Annotated in this window: 19 protein-coding genes; 17 read left to right on the top strand and 2 right to left on the bottom strand. The window is 61.7% G+C overall.

The window, feature by feature from the left end:
- Window position 1 precedes the first annotated feature (1 nt).
- Window positions 2-1216, bottom strand: coding sequence for a patatin-like phospholipase family protein (locus ABWV89_RS06305; RefSeq protein ID WP_353395324.1), 1215 nt, complete (start codon window positions 1214-1216; stop codon window positions 2-4).
- Window positions 1217-1350: 134 nt separating this feature from the next.
- Entirely contained in the window at window positions 1351-1911 is a 561-nt protein-coding gene (locus ABWV89_RS06300; protein WP_353395323.1) for a phasin family protein, read from the bottom strand.
- A gap of 273 nt (window positions 1912-2184) precedes the next feature.
- Here ABWV89_RS06300 and ABWV89_RS06295 point away from each other — a divergent pair, with 273 nt between their 5' ends.
- From ABWV89_RS06295 to ABWV89_RS06215, 17 genes are all read left to right on the top strand, one after another.
- The gene (locus ABWV89_RS06295) at window positions 2185-4185 is read left to right on the top strand and encodes an SDR family oxidoreductase (protein WP_353395322.1); all 2001 of its coding nucleotides are present in this window, start codon (window positions 2185-2187) and stop codon (window positions 4183-4185) included.
- 106 nt (window positions 4186-4291) lie between these two features.
- Window positions 4292-5203 carry an acetylglutamate kinase gene (gene argB, locus ABWV89_RS06290; protein ID WP_353395321.1) on the top strand — a complete coding sequence of 304 codons (912 nt, stop codon included), beginning with the start codon at window positions 4292-4294 and terminating at the stop codon, window positions 5201-5203.
- Window positions 5204-5318: 115 nt separating this feature from the next.
- Window positions 5319-6011: a response regulator gene (locus ABWV89_RS06285; protein ID WP_353396050.1), complete on the top strand. Its 693-nt coding sequence runs from the start codon at window positions 5319-5321 to the stop codon at window positions 6009-6011.
- Window positions 5995-7497, top strand: a complete 1503-nt coding sequence (locus tag ABWV89_RS06280) for a sensor histidine kinase (protein WP_502903160.1) — start codon at window positions 5995-5997, stop codon at window positions 7495-7497. Before ABWV89_RS06285 ends, ABWV89_RS06280 begins: the two co-directional genes overlap by 17 nt.
- A 93-nt stretch (window positions 7498-7590) precedes the next feature.
- Entirely contained in the window at window positions 7591-8271 is a 681-nt protein-coding gene (gene slmA, locus ABWV89_RS06275; RefSeq protein WP_353395319.1) for a nucleoid occlusion factor SlmA, read from the top strand.
- Between the two features lie 151 nt (window positions 8272-8422).
- Complete coding sequence (locus ABWV89_RS06270) at window positions 8423-9121, top strand: TetR/AcrR family transcriptional regulator (protein ID WP_353395318.1); 699 nt, start codon at window positions 8423-8425, stop codon at window positions 9119-9121.
- A gap of 51 nt (window positions 9122-9172) precedes the next feature.
- Window positions 9173-10969 (top strand): acyl-CoA dehydrogenase C-terminal domain-containing protein, encoded by a 1797-nt coding sequence (locus ABWV89_RS06265; protein ID WP_353395317.1) that lies wholly within the window; start codon window positions 9173-9175, stop codon window positions 10967-10969.
- 69 nt (window positions 10970-11038) lie between these two features.
- The gene (locus ABWV89_RS06260) at window positions 11039-11488 is read left to right on the top strand and encodes a DUF2147 domain-containing protein (protein ID WP_353395316.1); all 450 of its coding nucleotides are present in this window, start codon (window positions 11039-11041) and stop codon (window positions 11486-11488) included.
- Window positions 11489-11555: 67 nt separating this feature from the next.
- Window positions 11556-13970, top strand: coding sequence for a 3-hydroxyacyl-CoA dehydrogenase/enoyl-CoA hydratase family protein (locus ABWV89_RS06255; protein ID WP_353395315.1), 2415 nt, complete (start codon window positions 11556-11558; stop codon window positions 13968-13970).
- A gap of 9 nt (window positions 13971-13979) precedes the next feature.
- A complete protein-coding gene (locus ABWV89_RS06250) occupies window positions 13980-15188 on the top strand; it encodes an acetyl-CoA C-acyltransferase (RefSeq protein ID WP_353395314.1) in 1209 nt (402 codons plus the stop codon).
- A 207-nt stretch (window positions 15189-15395) separates the two neighbouring features.
- Window positions 15396-16223, top strand: coding sequence for an acyl-CoA thioesterase (locus tag ABWV89_RS06245; protein WP_353395313.1), 828 nt, complete (start codon window positions 15396-15398; stop codon window positions 16221-16223).
- Between the two features lie 107 nt (window positions 16224-16330).
- On the top strand, window positions 16331-17095 hold the full coding sequence (locus tag ABWV89_RS06240) for an enoyl-CoA hydratase (protein ID WP_353395311.1): 765 nt from the start codon (window positions 16331-16333) through the stop codon (window positions 17093-17095).
- 287 nt (window positions 17096-17382) lie between these two features.
- Complete coding sequence (locus tag ABWV89_RS06235) at window positions 17383-17757, top strand: hypothetical protein (protein ID WP_353395310.1); 375 nt, start codon at window positions 17383-17385, stop codon at window positions 17755-17757.
- 143 nt (window positions 17758-17900) lie between these two features.
- Entirely contained in the window at window positions 17901-18257 is a 357-nt protein-coding gene (locus ABWV89_RS06230) for a YciI family protein (RefSeq protein ID WP_353395309.1), read from the top strand.
- A 145-nt stretch (window positions 18258-18402) separates the two neighbouring features.
- Window positions 18403-18840, top strand: coding sequence for a VOC family protein (locus tag ABWV89_RS06225; RefSeq protein WP_353395308.1), 438 nt, complete (start codon window positions 18403-18405; stop codon window positions 18838-18840).
- Between the two features lie 55 nt (window positions 18841-18895).
- Entirely contained in the window at window positions 18896-19210 is a 315-nt protein-coding gene (locus tag ABWV89_RS06220) for a hypothetical protein (protein ID WP_353395307.1), read from the top strand.
- A gap of 48 nt (window positions 19211-19258) precedes the next feature.
- On the top strand, window positions 19259-19669 hold the full coding sequence (locus ABWV89_RS06215) for a VOC family protein (RefSeq protein ID WP_353395306.1): 411 nt from the start codon (window positions 19259-19261) through the stop codon (window positions 19667-19669).
- The last annotated feature ends 9 nt before the right edge of the window (window positions 19670-19678 follow it).

The raw sequence follows: 19678 nt of genomic DNA, 5'->3' as shown, positions 1-19678 counted from the left end.
CTCAATGTCCCCCACCCATAGCATGCATGTGCCGCTCAAGATCATCGAGCGTTCGGTCCAGGCGACGTGCCACTTCAGAGTGTCGACTACCCGAGCCCAGCAGCCGGGCATCTGGGTCTTGCGCAGCGCGAATGTTGAGTGTCACCCCATGACGCTCGAGCTTGCCCATCAAGGCTTGCCGGTTGGCCAGCAACCAGCGGCGTGTTTGCTGATAAGCATGCTCGGCCATTTCGCGGCGCTGGCGATAGCTGAACGTATTGGCAAAAAAGAGCTCCGCGTCCCGCTGGTCTGGTTCCACCAGGACGATATCGGTGTCGGGGTAGGCTCTCTCGTAGTGCTTGAAGCCCAACTCCAGGCGCGAGTGGATCATGGAGCGGAACGTCTGGCTCATCACGGCCGGGAATCCACCTTCAATCAATGAAGGAATGCGCTGATCATGCTGGACCTTCGGGTCCGCATGAAAGGGTACCAGCGGGTTCAAGCAAACCAGAAGATCAACCCCGTCTTCCAGCGCCACCGTCGCGTGCATTGTCTTCTTCAGGGCGCCATCGACATAGTGTTTGCCTCCCACTTCCACAGGAGGAAACAGTCCCGGCAGTGCCGCGCTGGCCTGTATGGCCTTGGAGATGGGCACATGGTCAAGCCCCGGGCGTCCGAACGGGGTGGCCTCGCCAGTGTCCAGCTCTGTGGCGACCAGTGTCAGCCTGGCGCGGAGCTTTCGGAAATCATTGGTCCGTCCTGGCATGCTGAACAAGCGCTCGATCTGCGTGTGGATATCGCTGTTGTCCAGCACGCCCGTGGGCAGCAACGCGCCCATGCGCTCGAACGCCTGACTCAAAGGCTTGCCACCAACGCCCCATGCCCACAAGGCGCTGCCCAGCAGGCCTGGAAGGCGTTGCGCCCGCGACAGCAGCTCGGCCCACGCCGGCTTCATCAGCCAGGCCGGATCGAATCGCTCGGCCGATGACTCGTCATCGATAAAGGAGACACACAATTCGTGCGGGGTTTGCCCGTTGGCAAGCCCTGCCACGATGAACCCTCCGGCTGAGACGCCAACATAGTGATCGCAGGCATTGAAGTCAATGCCATCAAGACAATCGTCGAGGGCGCACAAGGCTCCGATTTCGTAGATGGCACCCAAGGGGCCTCCCCCCGCCAGTGCCAGTGCAATGCGCGGGGACGCGTGACTCCGCTCGCCTGCAGAATTGATGCTCATAGAAACAGTGTAGAGGCTAGGACGCAATCATGTTGCTGCATCGCAGCAATCGCGTCTGACACAAAAAAGGGACCTCTTGGCCCCTTCTCCTTCTGGTTACCCATGAGGACGGTCAATGCCGCCGCCACCCATCATCAGCTGCTCCGCTTGCGCGCTGGGGTCTTGCGCGAAGAGGTTTTCTTCGCAGTGGCCGATGGGCTGGCAGCTCGCTTGCGCGCAGGTGCCTTCTTGCCCGCCGCCTTGCGCGCTGGCGCCTTCTTGGGAGTCACCGGCACGCCGCCCAATGACGTCACCTGCGCTGTCAAAGCTTCAACGCGGTCCATCAGCTCATCGATGTCACGAGCCGACGGCACACCCAGCTTGCCCAGCGCCTTGGCCACACGCTCTTCAAAAATGGTCTCCAGCTTGTCCCACTGACCTTGTGCCTTGGAAGAAATATCGTTGGCCATACTGGAGACACGGGTCGACGCTTCATTGATCCGGTCTTCTGCCACAGCCTGGGTCTTGCGCTGCAGCGTCACGCCTTCCTTGACCAGTGTTTCAAACACTTTTCCGCCCTCTTCCTGGGCCTTTGAGAAGGCGCCCAGTCCAGCCAGCCAGATCTGCTGGGCGGAGTCACGCACGGCGCTGGAAAGCGGTCCGTTCGATGCAGACTTCTTGGACGAGGATGATTTTTTCTGGACTTTCTTTACCATGATCACTCCGAGTTTGATTGAACCACCTCCCCCGTGTGCAGTTGCGTGCAGGGCACGCAAGACAAGAGGTAACACAATCACTCTAGGGGCTGGTCCATGCGATGTGTAGAGGCAGCTGACTAAATGCAGATCCATGGGACTGGCCATGGGGCAAGGTGGCCGCATTCGGGGTTTCTGCGCATCTGAATGCGGCCATCATCGTCAACAATGGCGAATGGAGCTGACGTCGATGGCACTGCAACAGGCCACCACACCAACACGAGAGGGACCCACATGCATTATTTCGTCACCGGCGCGACCGGTTTCATCGGCAAGCGCCTGGTCAAAAAGCTGCTGGAGCGCCGCGGCGCCGTCGTCTACTTCCTGATTCGCGCCGAGAGCGAGCACAAGGTCAAGGCCTTGCACGACTATTGGGGTCTCAAGGGGTCCGCGGCAAGCACAAGGGCCATCCCGGTGCATGGCGACCTCACGCAGAAAAAGCTGGGCCTCGACGCCACAGACATCAAGAGCCTCAAAGCCGCCGGCATTGACCACTTCTACCATCTCGCTGCTGTTTACGACCTGGACGCCGACGAAGAGAGCCAGGTGGCGGTGAACATCGACGGCACACGCCACACAGTCGAGCTGGCCAAAGCCATTGGGTCCGGTCACTTCCACCACGTGTCATCCATCGCATCTGCCGGCCTGTACGAGGGCGTATTCCGCGAAGACATGTTCAGCGAAGCTGAAAACCTCGATCACCCCTACTTCAGCACCAAACACGACAGTGAGAAAGTTGTCCGTGAAGAGTGCAAAGTGCCCTGGTCGGTCTACAGGCCGGCCATCGTTGTCGGCGACAGTCAGACAGGGGAGATGGACAAGATTGATGGCATCTACTACTTCTTCAAGCTGATCCAGCGCCTGCGCCAGATCCTGCCACCCTGGATGCCCAGTGTCGGACTCGAAGGCGGTCGCATCAACATCGTGCCCGTCGATTTCGTGGTCAATGCGCTCGACCACATCAGCCACCACAAGCGAAAGAGCGGCGCCTGCTTCCACCTCGTGGATCCGGTCGGCTACCGCGTCGGCGATGTGCTCGACATTCTCAGCAAGGCCGCCCATGCGCCAAAGATGAACCTGTTCGTCAACGCAGCGCTGATGGGCTTCATTCCGCGCAGCGTCAAAAAGGGCCTGATGGCACTGGCCCCGGTGCGCCGTGTCTATCACGCGGTGATGCAAGATCTGGGCTTGCCAGAGGACATGCTCACTTTCGTCAACTACCCCACCCGTTTCGACTGCCGTGAGACGCTGGCGGCCCTGAAAGGCAGCGGCATCGAATGCCCCAACCTGAAAGACTATGCCTGGCGCCTGTGGGATTACTGGGAGCGCCACCTCGACCCAGACCTGCACATCGACCGCAGCCTGCGCGGCACCGTTGAAGGCAAAGTGGTCCTGATCACCGGTGGCAGCTCCGGCATCGGGCTGGCCGCTGCGCACAAATTTTCCGAAGCTGGCGCCACCACCATCATCTGCGGCCGGGACCAGGCCAAGCTGGACGAAGCCTGCGCCGAGGCCAAAGCCAAGGGGCATTCCTTCGTGGCCTATGTCGCCGACCTGGCCGACATGGCAGACTGCGACCGCTTTGTTGCCCTGCTGGAGGAAAAGCATGGTGGTGTGGACTTCCTCATCAACAACGCCGGCCGGTCCATCCGGCGCGCCATCGAGAGCAGCTATGACCGCTTCCACGATTTCGAGCGCACCATGCAGCTCAATTACTTTGGCAGCCTGCGGGTGACCATGGGCCTGATGCCCGGCATGGTGGCCAAGCGCAAGGGCCATGTGGTCAACATCAGTTCGATTGGCGTGCTCACCAATGCGCCCCGCTTCTCGGCCTATGTGGCCAGCAAAGCTGCACTGGACGCCTGGACCCGCTGCGCTTCGAGTGAATTTGCCGACCAGGGTCTGACCTTCACCACCATCAACATGCCGCTGGTGCGCACGCCCATGATCGCGCCCACCAAGATCTACAACAACGTGCCCACCCTCAGTCCCGATGAGGCCGCTGACCTGGTGGCGCAGGCCTGCATTTTCAAACCCGTCCGCATTGCCACCCGACTGGGCGTCACCGGACAGGCGCTGCACGCCTTCGTGCCACGGATCGCCCAGATCATCATGAACACGAGCTTTCGCATGTTCCCGGACTCCGACGCTGCCAAGGGTAGCGGCGGCGGACGCGCGCGGCTCTCGCCGGAAGCGGAGGCCCTGCAGCAGATGATGAGGGGCATCCATTTCTAGTTGCTCCAGGCAAGGCGGGTGGGGGACGCAGCTCCCAGGACCCCCACCCTTTTCGTCCGCAGTTCTACAATCAGGTTTTTGCCCTTCCGAACGATCTGGTATCCGAATGAGCACCCTCAACCACACCCCAGTCGACCTCTCGCACATCCAGCCGCGGGAAAAGGCCGAGATTCTGGCCCAGGCCTTGCCGTACATCCGCAAGTTCCACGGCAGGACCATGGTCATCAAATACGGCGGCAACGCCATGACCGACCCGGCTTTGCAGCAGGACTTCGCCGAGGACGTGGTCTTGCTCAAGCTGGTGGGCATCAACCCGGTGGTGGTGCACGGCGGTGGCCCGCAGATCGAAACCCTGCTCAAGCGCCTTGGCAAAAAGGGCGAATTCATCCAGGGCATGCGTGTGACCGACGCCGAAACCATGGAAGTGGTGGAGTGGGTGCTGGCCGGCGAAGTGCAGCAGGACATCGTGGGCCTGATCAACCAGGCGGGCGGTAAAGCCGTGGGCCTGACCGGCCGAGACGGCGCCATGATCCGCGCCGAGAAGCTGCGCATGGCCGATCAGAAAGACCCGAATCTGCAGCATGACGTTGGTCAGGTCGGCAGCATCCTCAGCATCGACCCCAGCGCCGTGAAGGCCTTGCAGGACGACCAGTTCATTCCGGTGGTCAGCCCGATCGGCTTCGGTGAAAGCAACGAGAGCTACAACATCAATGCCGACGTGGTGGCAGCCAAGCTGGCCACCGTGTTGCAGGCGGAAAAGCTGCTGATGCTCACCAACATTCCGGGTGTGCTGGACAAGGAAGGCAAGCTGCTGACGCAACTCACACCACGCCGCATCGACGAACTGTGCGAAGACGGCACCATCAGCGGCGGCATGATTCCCAAGATTGCCGGTGCACTGGATGCCGCCAAGAGCGGTGTCAACGCCGTTCACATCATTGACGGCCGCGTGCCTCACGCCTTGCTGCTTGAAGTGCTGGGAGATCAGCCCTTCGGCACCATGATCCGGTCTCACTGAACCGAATCACCGAAACCTGGCTCGCAACGCCCAAAAGGTGACGCGAGCCGCCATGGCGGCAGTCCATGCCCACCTGCAGGTTCTGCCATTTGCATTTCACGACACCAAGAACGATATGCGCCTTTTGCTGGTTGAAGACGACGTCATGGTCGCCAGTGGCATGAAACTGGGCCTGACGGACGCAGGCTACACCGTGGACTGGGTCGGCAGCGCAGAGCGCGCCGAAGAAGCGCTGGTCCAGGAGACATTTGACCTGGCCATCGTGGACATCGGGCTTCCAGGCATTGACGGGCTGGAGCTGACGCGACGTCTGCGCGCCAAGGGCCTGAGCATGCCGGTGCTCATACTGACCGCCCGCGATGCACTGCGAGACCGGGTACAAGGCCTGGACCTCGGCGCTGACGACTACATGCTCAAGCCTTATGAGCTACCCGAGCTGCTGGCCCGACTGCGGGCGCTCTTGCGCCGTTCACAAGCGGCCACATCTGCCGTGCTGAGCTTCGGGTCGCTGGAGATGGACACCGCACATCGCCGCGTCATGCTTGGCGACCAGCTCCTGGAACTCGGCCCCAGGGAATGGACGGTACTGGAGTATCTGCTGTTGCAAGCACCCAAGCCCGCCGCCAAAGACAAGCTCCTCCTGGCCTTGACCGGCTGGGACAAGGAAATCACGCCCAACGCCATCGAGGTATACGTCTCTCGTCTGCGAGGCAAACTGGAGCCAGCAGGCATCGCCCTTCGCTCGATTCGCGGGTTTGGATATCGCCTGGAGCTGGCCACGGCCGAGAGGCATGACAACGGCAACTGACCAGCGCAGCACCGCCGGCATGATCTGGGGCCTGCAAAGGCGCCTGCTGGTCATGCTGCTGCTGCCATTGAGTCTGGTGGGTCTGGTCAGTGTGTATTTCCACTACCAGAATGCCGGCACAGCGGCCCTCCAGCAAGACAAACAGCTGCAACAGCTCGTCCCCCTGCTGGCCGATTCCGTGGTGGTCGCCCAGGCCCGCAGCGGTGCGACCAGCGGCGTAGAACCGCCGGGCATCGCTTTGCTTCTGGCTCCGCCGGTGGAAGAGTTTCTCAAGGCGCGGCAAGGCTATGCTGCCTATGGCATCTTTGATGAACATGGCCGACTTTTGTCGGGCCAGGACTGGCTGCCTGATGTGGTCCCCGCCACCGGCGATGCCGAGTTTCTGAGCGTGGTCGAAGATGGCACCACGTATCGAGTGATTGCCCAGCGCTCGCGCAGCGCTGCCGGACCCATCATTGTCATGCTTGCAGATGGCTCGGATGCCCGCCAGCGCTGGCTGGCCACCGTGGCCGAGCGCGTGTTGCTGCCCAATCTGGTGCTGATGATCGTGGGCGGTTTGGCCATGACTTGGGCTGTATCCCGTGCCTTGCGTCCGTTGACCCAACTCAGGCGTGCGGTCGAACGCCGGTCACCTCGCGATCTCAGTCCAATCCGGGTCGACGGAGTGCCTGACGAAGTGCAGCCGTTGGTCGAATCGCTCAACCGCCTCTTTGCCATGGTCAATGCCCAGTCGGAAGGGCAGCGGCGTTTCATTGCCGATGCGGCGCACCAGTTACGCACGCCCCTGGCTGCCCTCCAGGCACAGGTAGAAGCCTGGGCCCAGTCTGCCCGCCGCCTGGCAGACGATGAGCCGGTGCCCATCAAGGTCGAACAGGTCAGGCGGCTGCGGGATGCCAGCCGGCGTACCTCCCAGCTGGCGAGCCAGTTGCTGGCACTGTCTCGCGCAGACGCAATCAACACCCATTCACAACCCATGGACATGGTGGACCTCAAGGACGTATGCGAAAACGTCCTGTCCATGTTTCTCGACACGGCGTCCGCCAAGCAAATTGACCTGGGCCTGGAAGCCTCGGCAGTCCAGGTGCCCGGCCACACCTGGCTGCTGCGCGAGTTGTTGATCAACCTTCTGGACAACGCGATCAAATACACCCCCAGGGATGGTCGGGTCACGTTGCGCTGCGGGGCCGGCGAGCTCACGGGTTCGGGATGGGTGGAGGTTGAAGACGACGGGCCCGGCATCCCACGGAGCGAACACGCCCGCGTCATCGAACGTTTTTACCGCCTTCCCGGCAGCACAACCGAAGGCAACGGGCTAGGGCTGGCCATTGCCAGCGAGATTGCTCGCGCCCACCACACTCAGCTTGATCTTGGCCAGGGTAGCAATGGGCGTGGATTGCGTGTTCGTGTCGTTTTTCCGTTGACAAGCCACCTGTTCTCAGGCGACGGAGGCCCCGACTCACCGTCACCCGATGCGACACACCTGTAACAGGGTGTGCCTCTGTGCGAGAATGATTGAAAACTTTGATGGGCCGGCAGTTTTCCCAACTTCCCTGGGGACTGCCCCATGGATCGACGGCAGATGAACGACAGCGCACCCGAGAACCTACCAGCAGGCATATCCGACGGCACAGCCGCCAAGAGTGGCGGTGGCGCCGGGGCCCCCACGCGCAAGCGCCCCAAGCCGGGCGAACGCAGGGTGCAGATCCTTCAGGCCCTGGCCACCATGCTCGAACAACCTGGAAGCGAGCGCGTCACCACTGCTGCGCTGGCAGCCCGTCTCGAAGTGAGTGAAGCTGCGCTGTACCGGCATTTCGCCAGCAAGGCCCAGATGTTTGAAGGGCTGATCGATTTCATTGAGCAGTCCGTCCTGGGGCTCATCGGGCAACTCGAAGAACGCGAGGCCGATCCCGTGCTTCGAGCTCGCCGACTGGTGACGGTACTGTTGCAGTTCGGCGAAAAAAACCCTGGGATGGCCAGGGTCATGGTGGGTGATGCGCTGGTCTTCGAGAACGAGCGGCTTCAACAACGCATGAATCTGTTCTTCGACAAGATCGAATCCAGTCTGCGCCAGCAACTGCGTGAGGTCTCTGTGCTCGCCGGCGCCACCACGCCCACGGTGGATGCACAGGCCGACGCCTCGGTCATCACTGCCTTCTGCGTGGGCCGCCTCCAGCGTTTTGCCCGCAGTGGGTTCAAGCGCCTTCCCAACGAGAACCTCGAGCACAGCCTCAACGTGCTGCTGCCCGCCGGTCACCTCTGAGCCAGGCCCTAGAGTCGCCACTCTAGGAAAAAATCTCCGCGTTTTCCCGAGGGACTTGCGCACGAAATCTGTTTTTGGGTAAAAATAGCACGACCGTTCGTTTTAAACGGACGGTTTTCTTTTTCCCGGAACCAGATGCATAGCCTCGCCCATGAGCCTCGCCACGTCAACCCGAAAGCCCCGCGCTTCCCGCGCCAGCGGCAAAACACTGCAAAAAGGCCAGCAAACCAAGGCGGCCATTGTGGACGCCGCGCTCGGCCTGGCCACGCAGATTGGCCTGGAAGGCCTGTCCATCGGCGCACTGGCCGAAGTCATGCAGATGAGCAAGTCTGGTGTGTTCGCCCACTTCGGCTCACGCGAGGAGCTGCAGATTTCCGTGGTGCGCGAGTACCACACCCGGTTTGAAGACGAAGTGTTCTATCCGGCCATGGCGGCACCGCGCGGACTGCCCCGCTTGCGCGCCATGTTTGACAACTGGATGAAGCGCACCTCGGCTGAAATCGACTCTGGTTGCATTTACATCGGTGGTGCTGTCGAGTTTGACGACCGGCCGGGCCCTGTGCGCGATGCGCTGGCCAGCTCGGTCAGTACCTGGCTGGCCGCCATGCGTCGCGCCATCGAACAGGGCAAGACCGAAGGTCACCTCAAAGCAGAAACCGATGCCCATCAGATGGCTTTTGAAGTCCATGCCCTGATTCTCGCCCTGCACTACGAAGCCCGCTTCCTGCGCGAACCAGGCTCTCTGGAACGCGCCGTCAGGGCATTCGAAAGCATCATCGGCCGCTACGCCTTGCCTGACGCCGAACCCGCCACCAATGGCGTCAAGGCCAAGCGCAAAAACAAAACCTGAAACGCAAGTCCTTTTCACATTCAACCTTATCGAAAGCCCACAGGAGTCAATATGCCCACTTACACCCCGCCACTGCGCGACATGCAGTTTCTGCTCAACGAAGTGTTCAAGGCCGAAGAGGAACTCAAGGCGCTGCCGCCCCATGCAGAGATTGATGCCGAGACCATCAGCGCAGTGCTGGAGGAAGGCGGCAAGTTCGCGTCAGAGGTCATCTTCCCGCTCAATATTTCAGGCGACGAAGAGGGCTGCACACTGAACAAAGACACCCATGAGGTCACCACGCCCAAAGGCTTCAAGGAAGCCTATGCGCAGTACATCGAAGGTGGCTGGGCGGCATTGGCATGTGACCCCGCCTACGAAGGTCAGGGCCTGCCGTTTGTGGTGAACCAGTGCTTCTATGAAATGCTGAACTCCGCCAACCAGGCCTGGACCATGTACCCCGGCCTGTCGCACGGCGCCTACGAATGCTTGCACGCCCACGGCACCGACGAGCAAAAGAGCCTGTACCTGTCCAAGCTGACCAGCGGCGAGTGGACCGGCACCATGTGCCTGACCGAGCCGCACTGCGGCACCGACCTCGGCATGCTGCGCACCAAGGCCGAGCCACAGGCAGACGGCACCTACAAGATCACCGGCCAGAAGATCTTCATTTCTGCCGGCGAACACGACTTCACCGAAAACATCGTTCACCTGGTGCTGGCCCGCCTGCCTGACGCGCCCAAGGGCAGCAAAGGCATCAGCCTGTTCATCGTGCCCAAGTTCAAGGTCAATGCCGACGGAAGCATCGGCGAGCGCAATGGCATCCACTGCGGCGGTCTGGAGCACAAGATGGGCATCCACGGCAACGCCACCGCCCAGATGATCCTCGAAGACGCCGTCGGCACCATGGTGGGCGAGCCCAACAAAGGCCTGGCCGCCATGTTCGTGATGATGAACGCCGCGCGCCTGGGCGTGGGCAACCAGTCGCTCGGCCTGACCGAAGTGGCGTACCAGAACGCCCTGGCCTACGCCAAGGACCGCATCCAGATGCGCAGCCTGACTGGCAAAAAGGCCCCCGAGAAAGAAGCCGACCCCATCATCGTGCATCCCGACGTGCGCAAGATGCTGATGACGGCCAAGGCCTATGCCGAAGGTGGCCGCGCCATGGCCATTTTCTGCACGCTGCTGCTCGACAAGGAACTGCACCACCCCGACGACAAAGTTCGCAAGGAATGCGGCGAGCTGGTTGCCCTGCTGACCCCTATCGTCAAGGCCTTCCTGACCGACAACGGTTTCGAAGCCACCGTGATGTGCCAGCAGGTCTTTGGTGGCCACGGCTACATCAAGGAATGGGGCATGGAGCAACACGTGCGCGATGCCCGCATCAACATGATCTACGAAGGCACGAACACCGTGCAGTCACTCGACTTGCTGGGTCGCAAGGTGCTGGGCAACAACGGCGCCACGCTCAAGAAGTTCGGCAAGCTGGTGGCACAGCTGGTGCAGGAAGAAGGCGTCAACGAGAAGATGGCCGAGTTCATCAACCCGCTGGCGGTGATGGGAGACCAGGTCACCAAGTTCACCATGGAAATCGGCTTCAAAGGTTTGCAAAACGCAGACGAAGTGGGCGCCGCTGCGGTGGACTACCTCCGCGTCGTCGGCCATCTGGTGTTTGGCTACTTCTTTGCCCGCATGGCACAGGTCTCGCTGCAGCAGATTGAAGCTGGCAGCACCGACCCGTTCTACACGGCCAAGCTGCAGACCGCACGCTTCTACTTCGCCAAGCTGTTCCCGGAAACCGCCACGCTGATGCGCACGGCCCGCGCCGGCAGCAAGGTGCTGATGGACACGGACGCTGCTCTGGCCTGAGGCCAGCCGCCCTGTCTGTCTGGCACGCCCCCTGAGACAACACCACGAAAAAACTTCAAGGAGACCACCATGCGCACTTTGGCCATCAAAGCACTGCCCCTGATCACCGCCGCGGCATTGATCACCCCCGCCGCCTGGGCCCAGATGAGCCCCACCGGTTTGTGGAAGACGATCGACGACGACACGGGCAAGGCCAAGTCGCTGGTGCGCATTGAAGAAAAGGATGGTGTGGTCACGGGGCGGATCGAGAAGCTGATCGACCCGGAGGTTGCCGATCCGAAGTGCATTGAATGCACAGACGAGCGCAAGGACAAACCCGTGGTGGGACTGACCATTCTTCGCAACCTCAAGAAGAATGGCGACAGCGAGCCCACCTGGGAAGGTGGCGATGTGCTCGACCCGAAAAACGGCAAGGTCTATCGCGCACGCATCCGCCCGATTGACGGCGGCAAGAAATTGCAAATGCGTGGCTATCTCGGCCCCTTCTATCGAACACAGGAGTGGATCCGCGTCGAATGACGCCCGGCACCTCCTCAAATACCCCTCAGGCATTGCACACACCGCAATGCGTTAAGGAAAACCATTCATGAAACGATTCCAAGTCAAGAAAGTCGCCGTCCTGGGCGCTGGCGTGATGGGTGCGCAAATCGCTGCGCACCTGGTCAACGTCAAGGTGCCTGTGGTGCTGTTCGACCTCCCCGCCAAAGAGGGGCCCAAGAACGGCATCGTCACACGCGCCGTTGACAGCCTCAAGAAGCTCAAGCCATCACCGCTCGGTGTGGCCAGCGATGCATCCCTGATCGGCCAGGCCAACTACGAAGAGCACCTGGAGCAGTTGCGCGATTGCGACCTCATCATCGAGGCCATCGCCGAGCGCATGGACTGGAAGCACGATCTTTACAGCAAGATTGCCCCGTACATTGCCGATCACGCCATCCTCGCCACCAACACCTCCGGCCTGTCGATCACGGCACTGTCCAAGCCACTGCCGGATTCGCTCAAGCCACGTTTCTGCGGCATTCACTTTTTCAACCCGCCGCGCTACATGCCGCTGGTGGAGCTGATCCCGACGCCAACGACCGACCCGGCCATCCTGGACCAGTTGGAGAGCTTTGTCACCACTGGCGTGGGCAAAGGCGTGGTTCGCGCCAAGGACACGCCAAACTTCGTTGCCAACCGACTGGGCATTGCCGGCTTGCTGACCACCATGAAGGAAGTCGAGAAGTTCGGCCTGACCTTCGATGTGGTCGATGACCTGACGGGCAAGCGCCTGGGCCGCGCCTCCAGCGGTACCTTCCGCACCTCCGATGTGGTGGGCCTGGACACAATGGCACACGTCATCAAGACCTTGCAGGACAACCTCAGCGACGAGACCGATCCGTTTTACGGCAACTTCTCGACACCGGAAGTGCTCAAGACGCTCATCGAGATGGGCAACCTGGGTCAGAAAACCAAAGCCGGCTTCTTCAAGAAGGTGGGGCGCGACATTCACCGCTTCGACCTGGCGTCCAAGAGCTACATCCCGCAGGAAGGCGGCAGCCGTGGCAGCAAGGGCGACGAGGTGTATGGCCGCATGCTCAAGCGCCCGGCAGCCGAGCGCCTGAAGCTGCTTCGCAACAGCGAAGGCCCGCAAGGCCAGTTCCTGTGGGCGATCTTGCGCAACAGCTTCCACTACGCGGCCGTGCACCTGGCCACCATTGCCGAGACCGCACGCGACGTGGACCAGGCCATGCGCTGGGGCTTTGGCATGAAGCAAGGCCCCTTCGAACTCTGGCAGGAAGCCGGCTGGCTGGATGTGGCGAAGATGATTCAGGAAGACATCGACGCGGGCAAAGCGCTGTCGAAAGCACCGCTGCCGGAGTGGGTGTTCAAGGGGCCGGTGGCGGATGCGGGAGGCGTGCACACCGAGCAGGGTTCGTTCAACCCCAGCACGGGCCAGTTCGAAGCCCGCCGCAAGCTCCCGGTGTACGAGCGTCAGCTCTTCCCCGAGTTGCTGCTGGGCGAAGGCGGCCCGCGCTTCGAAACCGCTGGCACCACCATCGCCGAAGACAAGAACCTGCGCACCTGGACGCTGGACGGCGAAGTGCTGATCGCCAGCATCAAGACCAAGATGCATGCCATCAGCCCCGAGGTGTGCGAAGGCATGATCGCGGCCATTGAGCTGGCCGAGCAGGAGTACAAAGGCCTGGTGATCTGGTCGGGCGACGATCCCTTCTCTGCCGGTGCCGACCTGCAAGCCATGCTGCCCGCCTTCATGGCGGTGGGCGTGGCCGCCATCGAAGACGCCGAAGGCTTCATGCAGCACATGATGCTGCGCCTGCGCTACGCCAGCGTACCGGTGGTCTCCGCCGTGCGCGGCCTGGCACTCGGCGGCGGCTGCGAACTGGCCGCTTACAGCGCCAAACGCGTGGTCCACATGGAAAGCTATGTGGGCCTGGTGGAAGTGGGTGTGGGCCTGATCCCCGGTGCGGGTGGCCTGACCTACATTGCCCGTCGCGCAGCGGAGAACGCAGAAGACTCCACCGGCAAGGATATGTTGCCCTTCCTCACTGAAGGCTTCACCGCAGCCGCCATGGCCAAGGTGGGGACCAGCGCACTGGAATCGCGCAAGCTCGGTTTCATCCTGCATTCGGACACCATCGTGCCGCACAAGGACGAACTGCTGCATGTGGCCATGACCGAAGCCAAGGCCATGTTCGACGCCGGCTATCGCGCGCCACACAAACGCATGATCCCGGTGGCCGGCCGCGACGGCAAGGCCACCATCATGGGGCAGTTGGTCAACCTCCGCGACGGCGGCTTTGCCAGCCAGCACGACTTCCACATTGCCAGCCTGATCGCCAACGTGGTCACCGGCGGCGACGTGTACCCCGGCACCCTGGTCACCGAGGAATACCTGATGACGCTGGAGCGCCAGGCATTCTGCTCGCTGATCACCCACCCCAAAACGCAGGAGCGCATCCTGGGCATGCTCAACACCGGCAAACCGCTGCGCAACTGAGGACACACCATGAGCAAACAGATTCAAGACGCCTACATCGTCGCGGCCACCCGTACCCCGATCGGCAAATCGCATCGCGGTGCCTTCCGCAACACCCGCCCGGACGACATGCTCGCCCATGTGCTCAAGGCCGCCATGGCCCAGGTGCCCGGCCTCGACCCGCAAGCGGTCGAAGACGTGATTTGCGGCTGCGCCATCCCTGAAGCGCAGCAGGGCCTGAATGTGGCCCGCATCGGCGCGGTGCTCGCTGGCCTGCCCAAGTCGGTCGGTGGCATCACCGTCAACCGCTTCTGCGCATCCGGCCTGTCTGCCGTGCAAATGGCTGCCGACCGCATCCGCGTGGGCGAGGCTGACGTGATGATCGCCGCCGGCACCGAGAGCATGAGCATGGTGCCCATGATGGGCAACAGCCCCAGTTTGTCACCGACCATCTTTGCCAACACCGACAACGTCGACGACTACGGCATTGCCTACGGCATGGGCCTGACGGCCGAGAAGGTGGCGCAGCAGTGGAAGGTCAGCCGCGAAGCACAGGACGCGTTTGCACTGCAATCGCACCAGCGCGCCATCGCAGCCATGGAAAAGGGTGAGTTTGCAAATGAGATCACCCCGGTGGAAGTCACCGACCGCCAGGTGAACCTAGAGAGTGCTGAGGTCAGCACCAGCAGCCGGATCATTTCGCTCGACGAAGGTGCTCGCCCCGACACCACGGTGGAAGGTCTGGCCAAGCTGCGCACCGTGTTCGCCGCACGCGGCTCGGTCACAGCAGGCAACAGCTCGCAAACCAGCGATGGCGCTGGCGCGCTGATCCTGGCCAGTGAAGCTGCGGTCAAGCGCTTCGGCCTGACACCGCTGGCCCGCTTTGTTTCTTACGCCAGCAAAGGTGTGCCGCCGCACATCATGGGCATTGGCCCGGTTGAAGCCATTCCAGCCGCGCTGAAGAACGCTGGCTTGAAGCAGGACGACATGGACTGGATCGAGCTGAACGAAGCATTCGCAGCCCAATCCCTGGCCGTGATGAACACACTCGGTCTGGACCCGGCCAAGGTCAACCCCATGGGCGGTGCGATCGCGCTGGGCCACCCGTTGGGGGCCACAGGTGCCATCCGCTCGGCCACCGTCGTGCATGCCTTGCAGCGCAACAAGCTCAAGTACGGCATGGTGACCATGTGCGTGGGCATGGGCCAGGGCGCAGCAGGTATCTTCGAGCGCGTCTGAAGACGCGCGCCCCCCGCGCCGCTTCGCGTCACCCCCCTCTTTCAGGGGGGGCGGCACTGGCGGACGGGCGGAGCCCGATCCGCGGTGCCCTCGTGTGGGCGGGTCTGGCTTGCCACCTTGGTTTGGCTCTCCGGAAGAGCATGGGAATTTTCTCCCGCGTCGCACATTTGACTGGTCTTGAAGGGTGTCTCCTGCACACTGATGCGCATGAGTGATTCACAGCTTTCTCACGCCATTGACCGCGGCGTGCATCTCACGCCTGCCGGTGATGACCGGTTTGCCGGTCATGCCCAGGCGGAGTGGCAGAACATGGTGGGGCCGTTCGGCGGTATCACGGCTGCTGCCGCCCTCAATGGCGTGCTGCAACACCCCAAGCTGCTGGGCGAACCCATCGCGCTCACGGTGAATTTCGCAGCGGCCATTGCCGAGGGGCCGTTCGAAGTGCGTGCTGTGCCGGTTCGCACCAACCGATCTACGCAGCACTGGAATGTTGAAATCCACCAGGAAGGTTCCGATGGTCCCTTGACCACGGCATCGGTGGTCACAGCTGCCCGCCGCGAAACGTGGAGCACGGACGACGAACCCATGCCCCGTGCACCGGCGCCAGACACCATCGTGGTGCCGCCTTACACGCCGCCTGTGGCCTGGGTCAACAACTACGAGATCAAGCCCGTCAGCGGGACTTTGCCGACGGCCTGGGACGGCAGTGACGGAGAATCCAGCTATTCACTGATGTGGATGCGCGACCGCCCTGCCCGCACGCTGGACTTCGTCAGCATGGCAGCCATCAGCGATTTGTTCTTTCCCCGCATCTGGCGCAGGCGTGCCACGCGTGTGCCGGCGGGCACGGTGTCCATCACGACCTATTTTCACGCTGGCTCCGAGCAGATGGCCGAAGTCGGCACACAATGGTTGCTGGGCCAGGCCAAGGCACACACCTTCCGCAATGGTTTCTTTGACCAGACCGGGCAAATCTGGAGCCAGAGCGGACACCTGCTCGTCACCACGCACCAGATCGTGTACTACAAGGAATAGCAGCAGATCGGTATGGCCATCGCACCCCTTCCGACACTGCCCACATCAGTACGACAACACAACAACGACGAGACAACCCCTCACCACCGAACGAACCGGAATTCACCATGAGCGACATTCTTGTACATGCCGAGAACGGCATCACCACCCTGACCTTCAACCGCCTCGACAAGAAGAACTCCATCACCGTGGCCATGTACGCCGCGCTGGCGGATGCGCTGAAGACGGCAGAAGAAGACAGCGGCACCCGCTGCGTGGTGTTTCAGGGGCACGAGACCATCTTCAGTGCCGGCAATGACATCAGCGACTTTCTCAACCGTCCTCCCTCTGACGGTGAGTCACCGGTTTTTCAGTTCCTGCGCCGCATGGCCACTTTCAGCAAACCGGTGCTGGCATCGGTGTGCGGCCCGGCCGTCGGCATCGGTACCACCATGCTGTTCCATTGCGATCTGGTCTACGCTGGCGACAATGCAGCCTTCTCCATGCCGTTTGCCAACCTGGGCCTTTGCCCCGAGGCGGCATCCAGCCTGCTGGTCCCCCAGATGTTCGGCTACCACCGCGCGGCGGAAGCACTGATGCTGGGTGAGCCTTTCATGGCCGAGGCCGCTCTCGAGGTTGGCTTGGTCAATCGCGTGCTGCCACCGACCGAAGCCAACAACTATGCGCAGTCGGTTGCCAGGAAGCTGGCCACCAAACCATTGTCGTCTTTGGTCGAAACCAAGCGACTCATGAAAGGTGCCCAACAGGAGCGAGTGCTCAAAGTCATGCAGGAGGAAGGCGCGAGCTTCGGGCGCATGCTGGGTGAGCCAGCCGCACGTGAAGCATTTACCGCGTTCATGGAGCGCCGTGCACCTGACTTTTCCAAGCTGTAAGCAAAGGCGCGCTTCGGCACGAACCACGCCACACGACCGCGACGACAAGAAGGGCTCCTGAGAGCCCTTTTTCTTTTGCCCGCACCACCGAACGGAAGAGCAGGAAACTGCACGACCCTCTTCTCTCACCGGCACGGATGTGACTGAACCCAGGCGCGTTCTGTTGACAAACTTGCCGAACATTCAGTATCAGCGCCTTATTTGCACATTTGGTGTGCGCTTGACGCCTTCAGCCAACAGTTGGCACGATTTCGTCTCCCCTCTGTGCACAGGAATGAGGCAAAGGCTTGACCCCCTCCACCGAGCCAAGCATCATGAGGGCATACCCCAACAGAAAAATTGGCATTGGCGGTATCGAAAGAGGGGAGGAAATCATGTCCATTTACTGGTGGATTCTGCTTGGCGTCGCACTGGCCTACTCGATCTATGTCTCGGCCTGTGTGATCAGAAGCGACATATACGATTCCGGACAAAAGCGCCGACAACTGCTGGTTGTCTGGTCGTTTCCCTTGCTTGGGCCATTTCTGGCGCATGGCATGCTCCGCCAGTCGGAGTCAGACGGCGATCTCAGCCAGGATGGCCTGAAAGGCACTGAGGCCCCCCGCGCATTTGAGCGTCGCTCGACTGCAGGGACAACGCCGAGCGCCTTCGCGACCGATTGAGCAGCATGGGTCCTTTCGGGGCCACCGTTCTGCCCTGAGGGCAGAAAGTCACTTCAGCCGCAGCCCGCCGCAGTACCGGCACGTTGGTCAATGGCGTAACATCGGTCCGACCACCGATTCCTCAACGCCAGAAAGAGCCCATCATGTCGTACATGCTCCTCATCCACGAGCCTGTCGGACAGCGCGAAGAGCGCTCCGAGTCCGAGGGGCGCGAACTGTACGCCCGCATGCAGGCGTTCGGAGAAGAGCTGGCGGCACAAGGCAAGCTCAAAGCGGTCGAATCACTGGCCGGCACGGCTGAAGCCACACGCATCAGCCCCAGCGGTATCGTCGACGGCCCTTTTGCCGAAGCCAAGGAAATGGTGGGGGGCTTCTTTCTGCTGCAGAACGTCGAGCGAGATGAGGCGCTGAAGATCGCCAGGCGCTGTCCCGCGGCGCAGTGGGCTACGGTGGAATTGCGGGCTCTGGCGCCGTGCTTTGAAGGATCAAGACCCGACTGAGGGTACTCCCCGGGATCGGTAGAAGCGTTTTGGCGTCTCGCATGTCGAATCTCGCAGGAGGCGATCGTCGTCAGGTCATGCAAGGGCCAGCCAACGCGCACCCTGCCCTTGCGAATCGAACCATTCAGACCCGAGGAGTCCAGTCATGAGTCAAACCATCCCGATGTGCCCGGTGATGCACTTTGAAATGCCCTACAAGGACGCTGCACGTGCAGCACGGTTCTATGCCGAAGCCATGGGGTGGCAAACCCAGATGCTGGGCGAAGAAATGGGCCACTACTTGCTGGTCACAACCGCCACAGCAGAAGCGCCACCGCCCGCCGGGCCTGGCGCTGTCCCGGGTGTCATCAATGGCGGTCTGTTTCCCTTCAAGCCGGACTGGCCCATGCAGCACCCGTCTGTGGTGATGGGCGTCGAGGACATCACCGCCGCCATGGCGCGCATCAAGAGCGCCGGTGGTGAGGTGCTGGGTGAGCCAATGGACATCCCCGGCGTGGGCACCTATGTGGCCTTTGTCGACACGGAAGGCAACCGAAACAGCATTCTCCAGCCTTCGGGCGGCCAGGACTGCCCCGCCGGGTAGGCGCACCTCTTCCTGATCCCTGGAGCCAGGCAGAACAGGGCAGCACATGCGCTTCATGCTGATCGTCAAAACAGGCGAGCCAGACAGCACCGTGCTGGGCAACCAGCTCGAGTGCATGGCACAGGCCGGTGTGCTGTTGGCCAGCACCGAGTTGCCAGGCTCTGACCCGGTGCACGGCAACGCTCTTGACTGCTGGCCCGCCGGGCCAGAGACCATCGCATTGTGCGTACTGATTGAGGTACGTTCCAGCGAAGAAGCCACCGCGTGGAGCCATGGATTCGTGGTCACCGGCTCGTCCGATGCCGCCACTGTCGTCGACATTCGCCACGTGCGCCATCCGTTCGAACCCAGCAAAGTCACCCTGCATTGACACCTCCGCACCCAGCCCTCAACCCCCAACCCAGAAGGAATCCAGAAAATGTTCAAACAGATCTATGTCAACCTGCCCATTCGTGACATGGGCAGGTCTCGCGCTTTCTTTGAAGCCATCGGACTCGAGTTCGACCCGCGGTTCACCAACGACCAGGGCGCTTGCCTCGTTCTCGGCAACGGCTTTGGCGCCATGCTGCTCGTCGAGTCCTTCTTCCAGGGCTTTACCCGCAAGCCCGTTTGCAACGCGCACGAACAGACCGAGGTGCTGCTCGCCCTGGCTGTCGATTCACGCGAGGCCGTCAACGAGGTGGTGAACAAGGCCGTGGCTGCGGGGGCAGATACGCCGATCGAGCCCAAAGACCACGGCTTCATGTACCAGCATGGCTTCACCGACCTGGACGGTCACCAGTGGGAGGTTTTCTGGATGGACGAGTCCGCAGCGCCGGCACAGATGTGACGCCACGCG

The sequence above is a fragment of the Hydrogenophaga sp. 5NK40-0174 genome (genome assembly GCF_040372165.1).
Taxonomy (GTDB): Bacteria; Pseudomonadota; Gammaproteobacteria; order Burkholderiales; family Burkholderiaceae_C; genus Hydrogenophaga.
The sequence above is the reverse complement of the archived record's forward strand: the minus strand, read 5'-3'. Positions and strand labels throughout refer to the sequence as shown.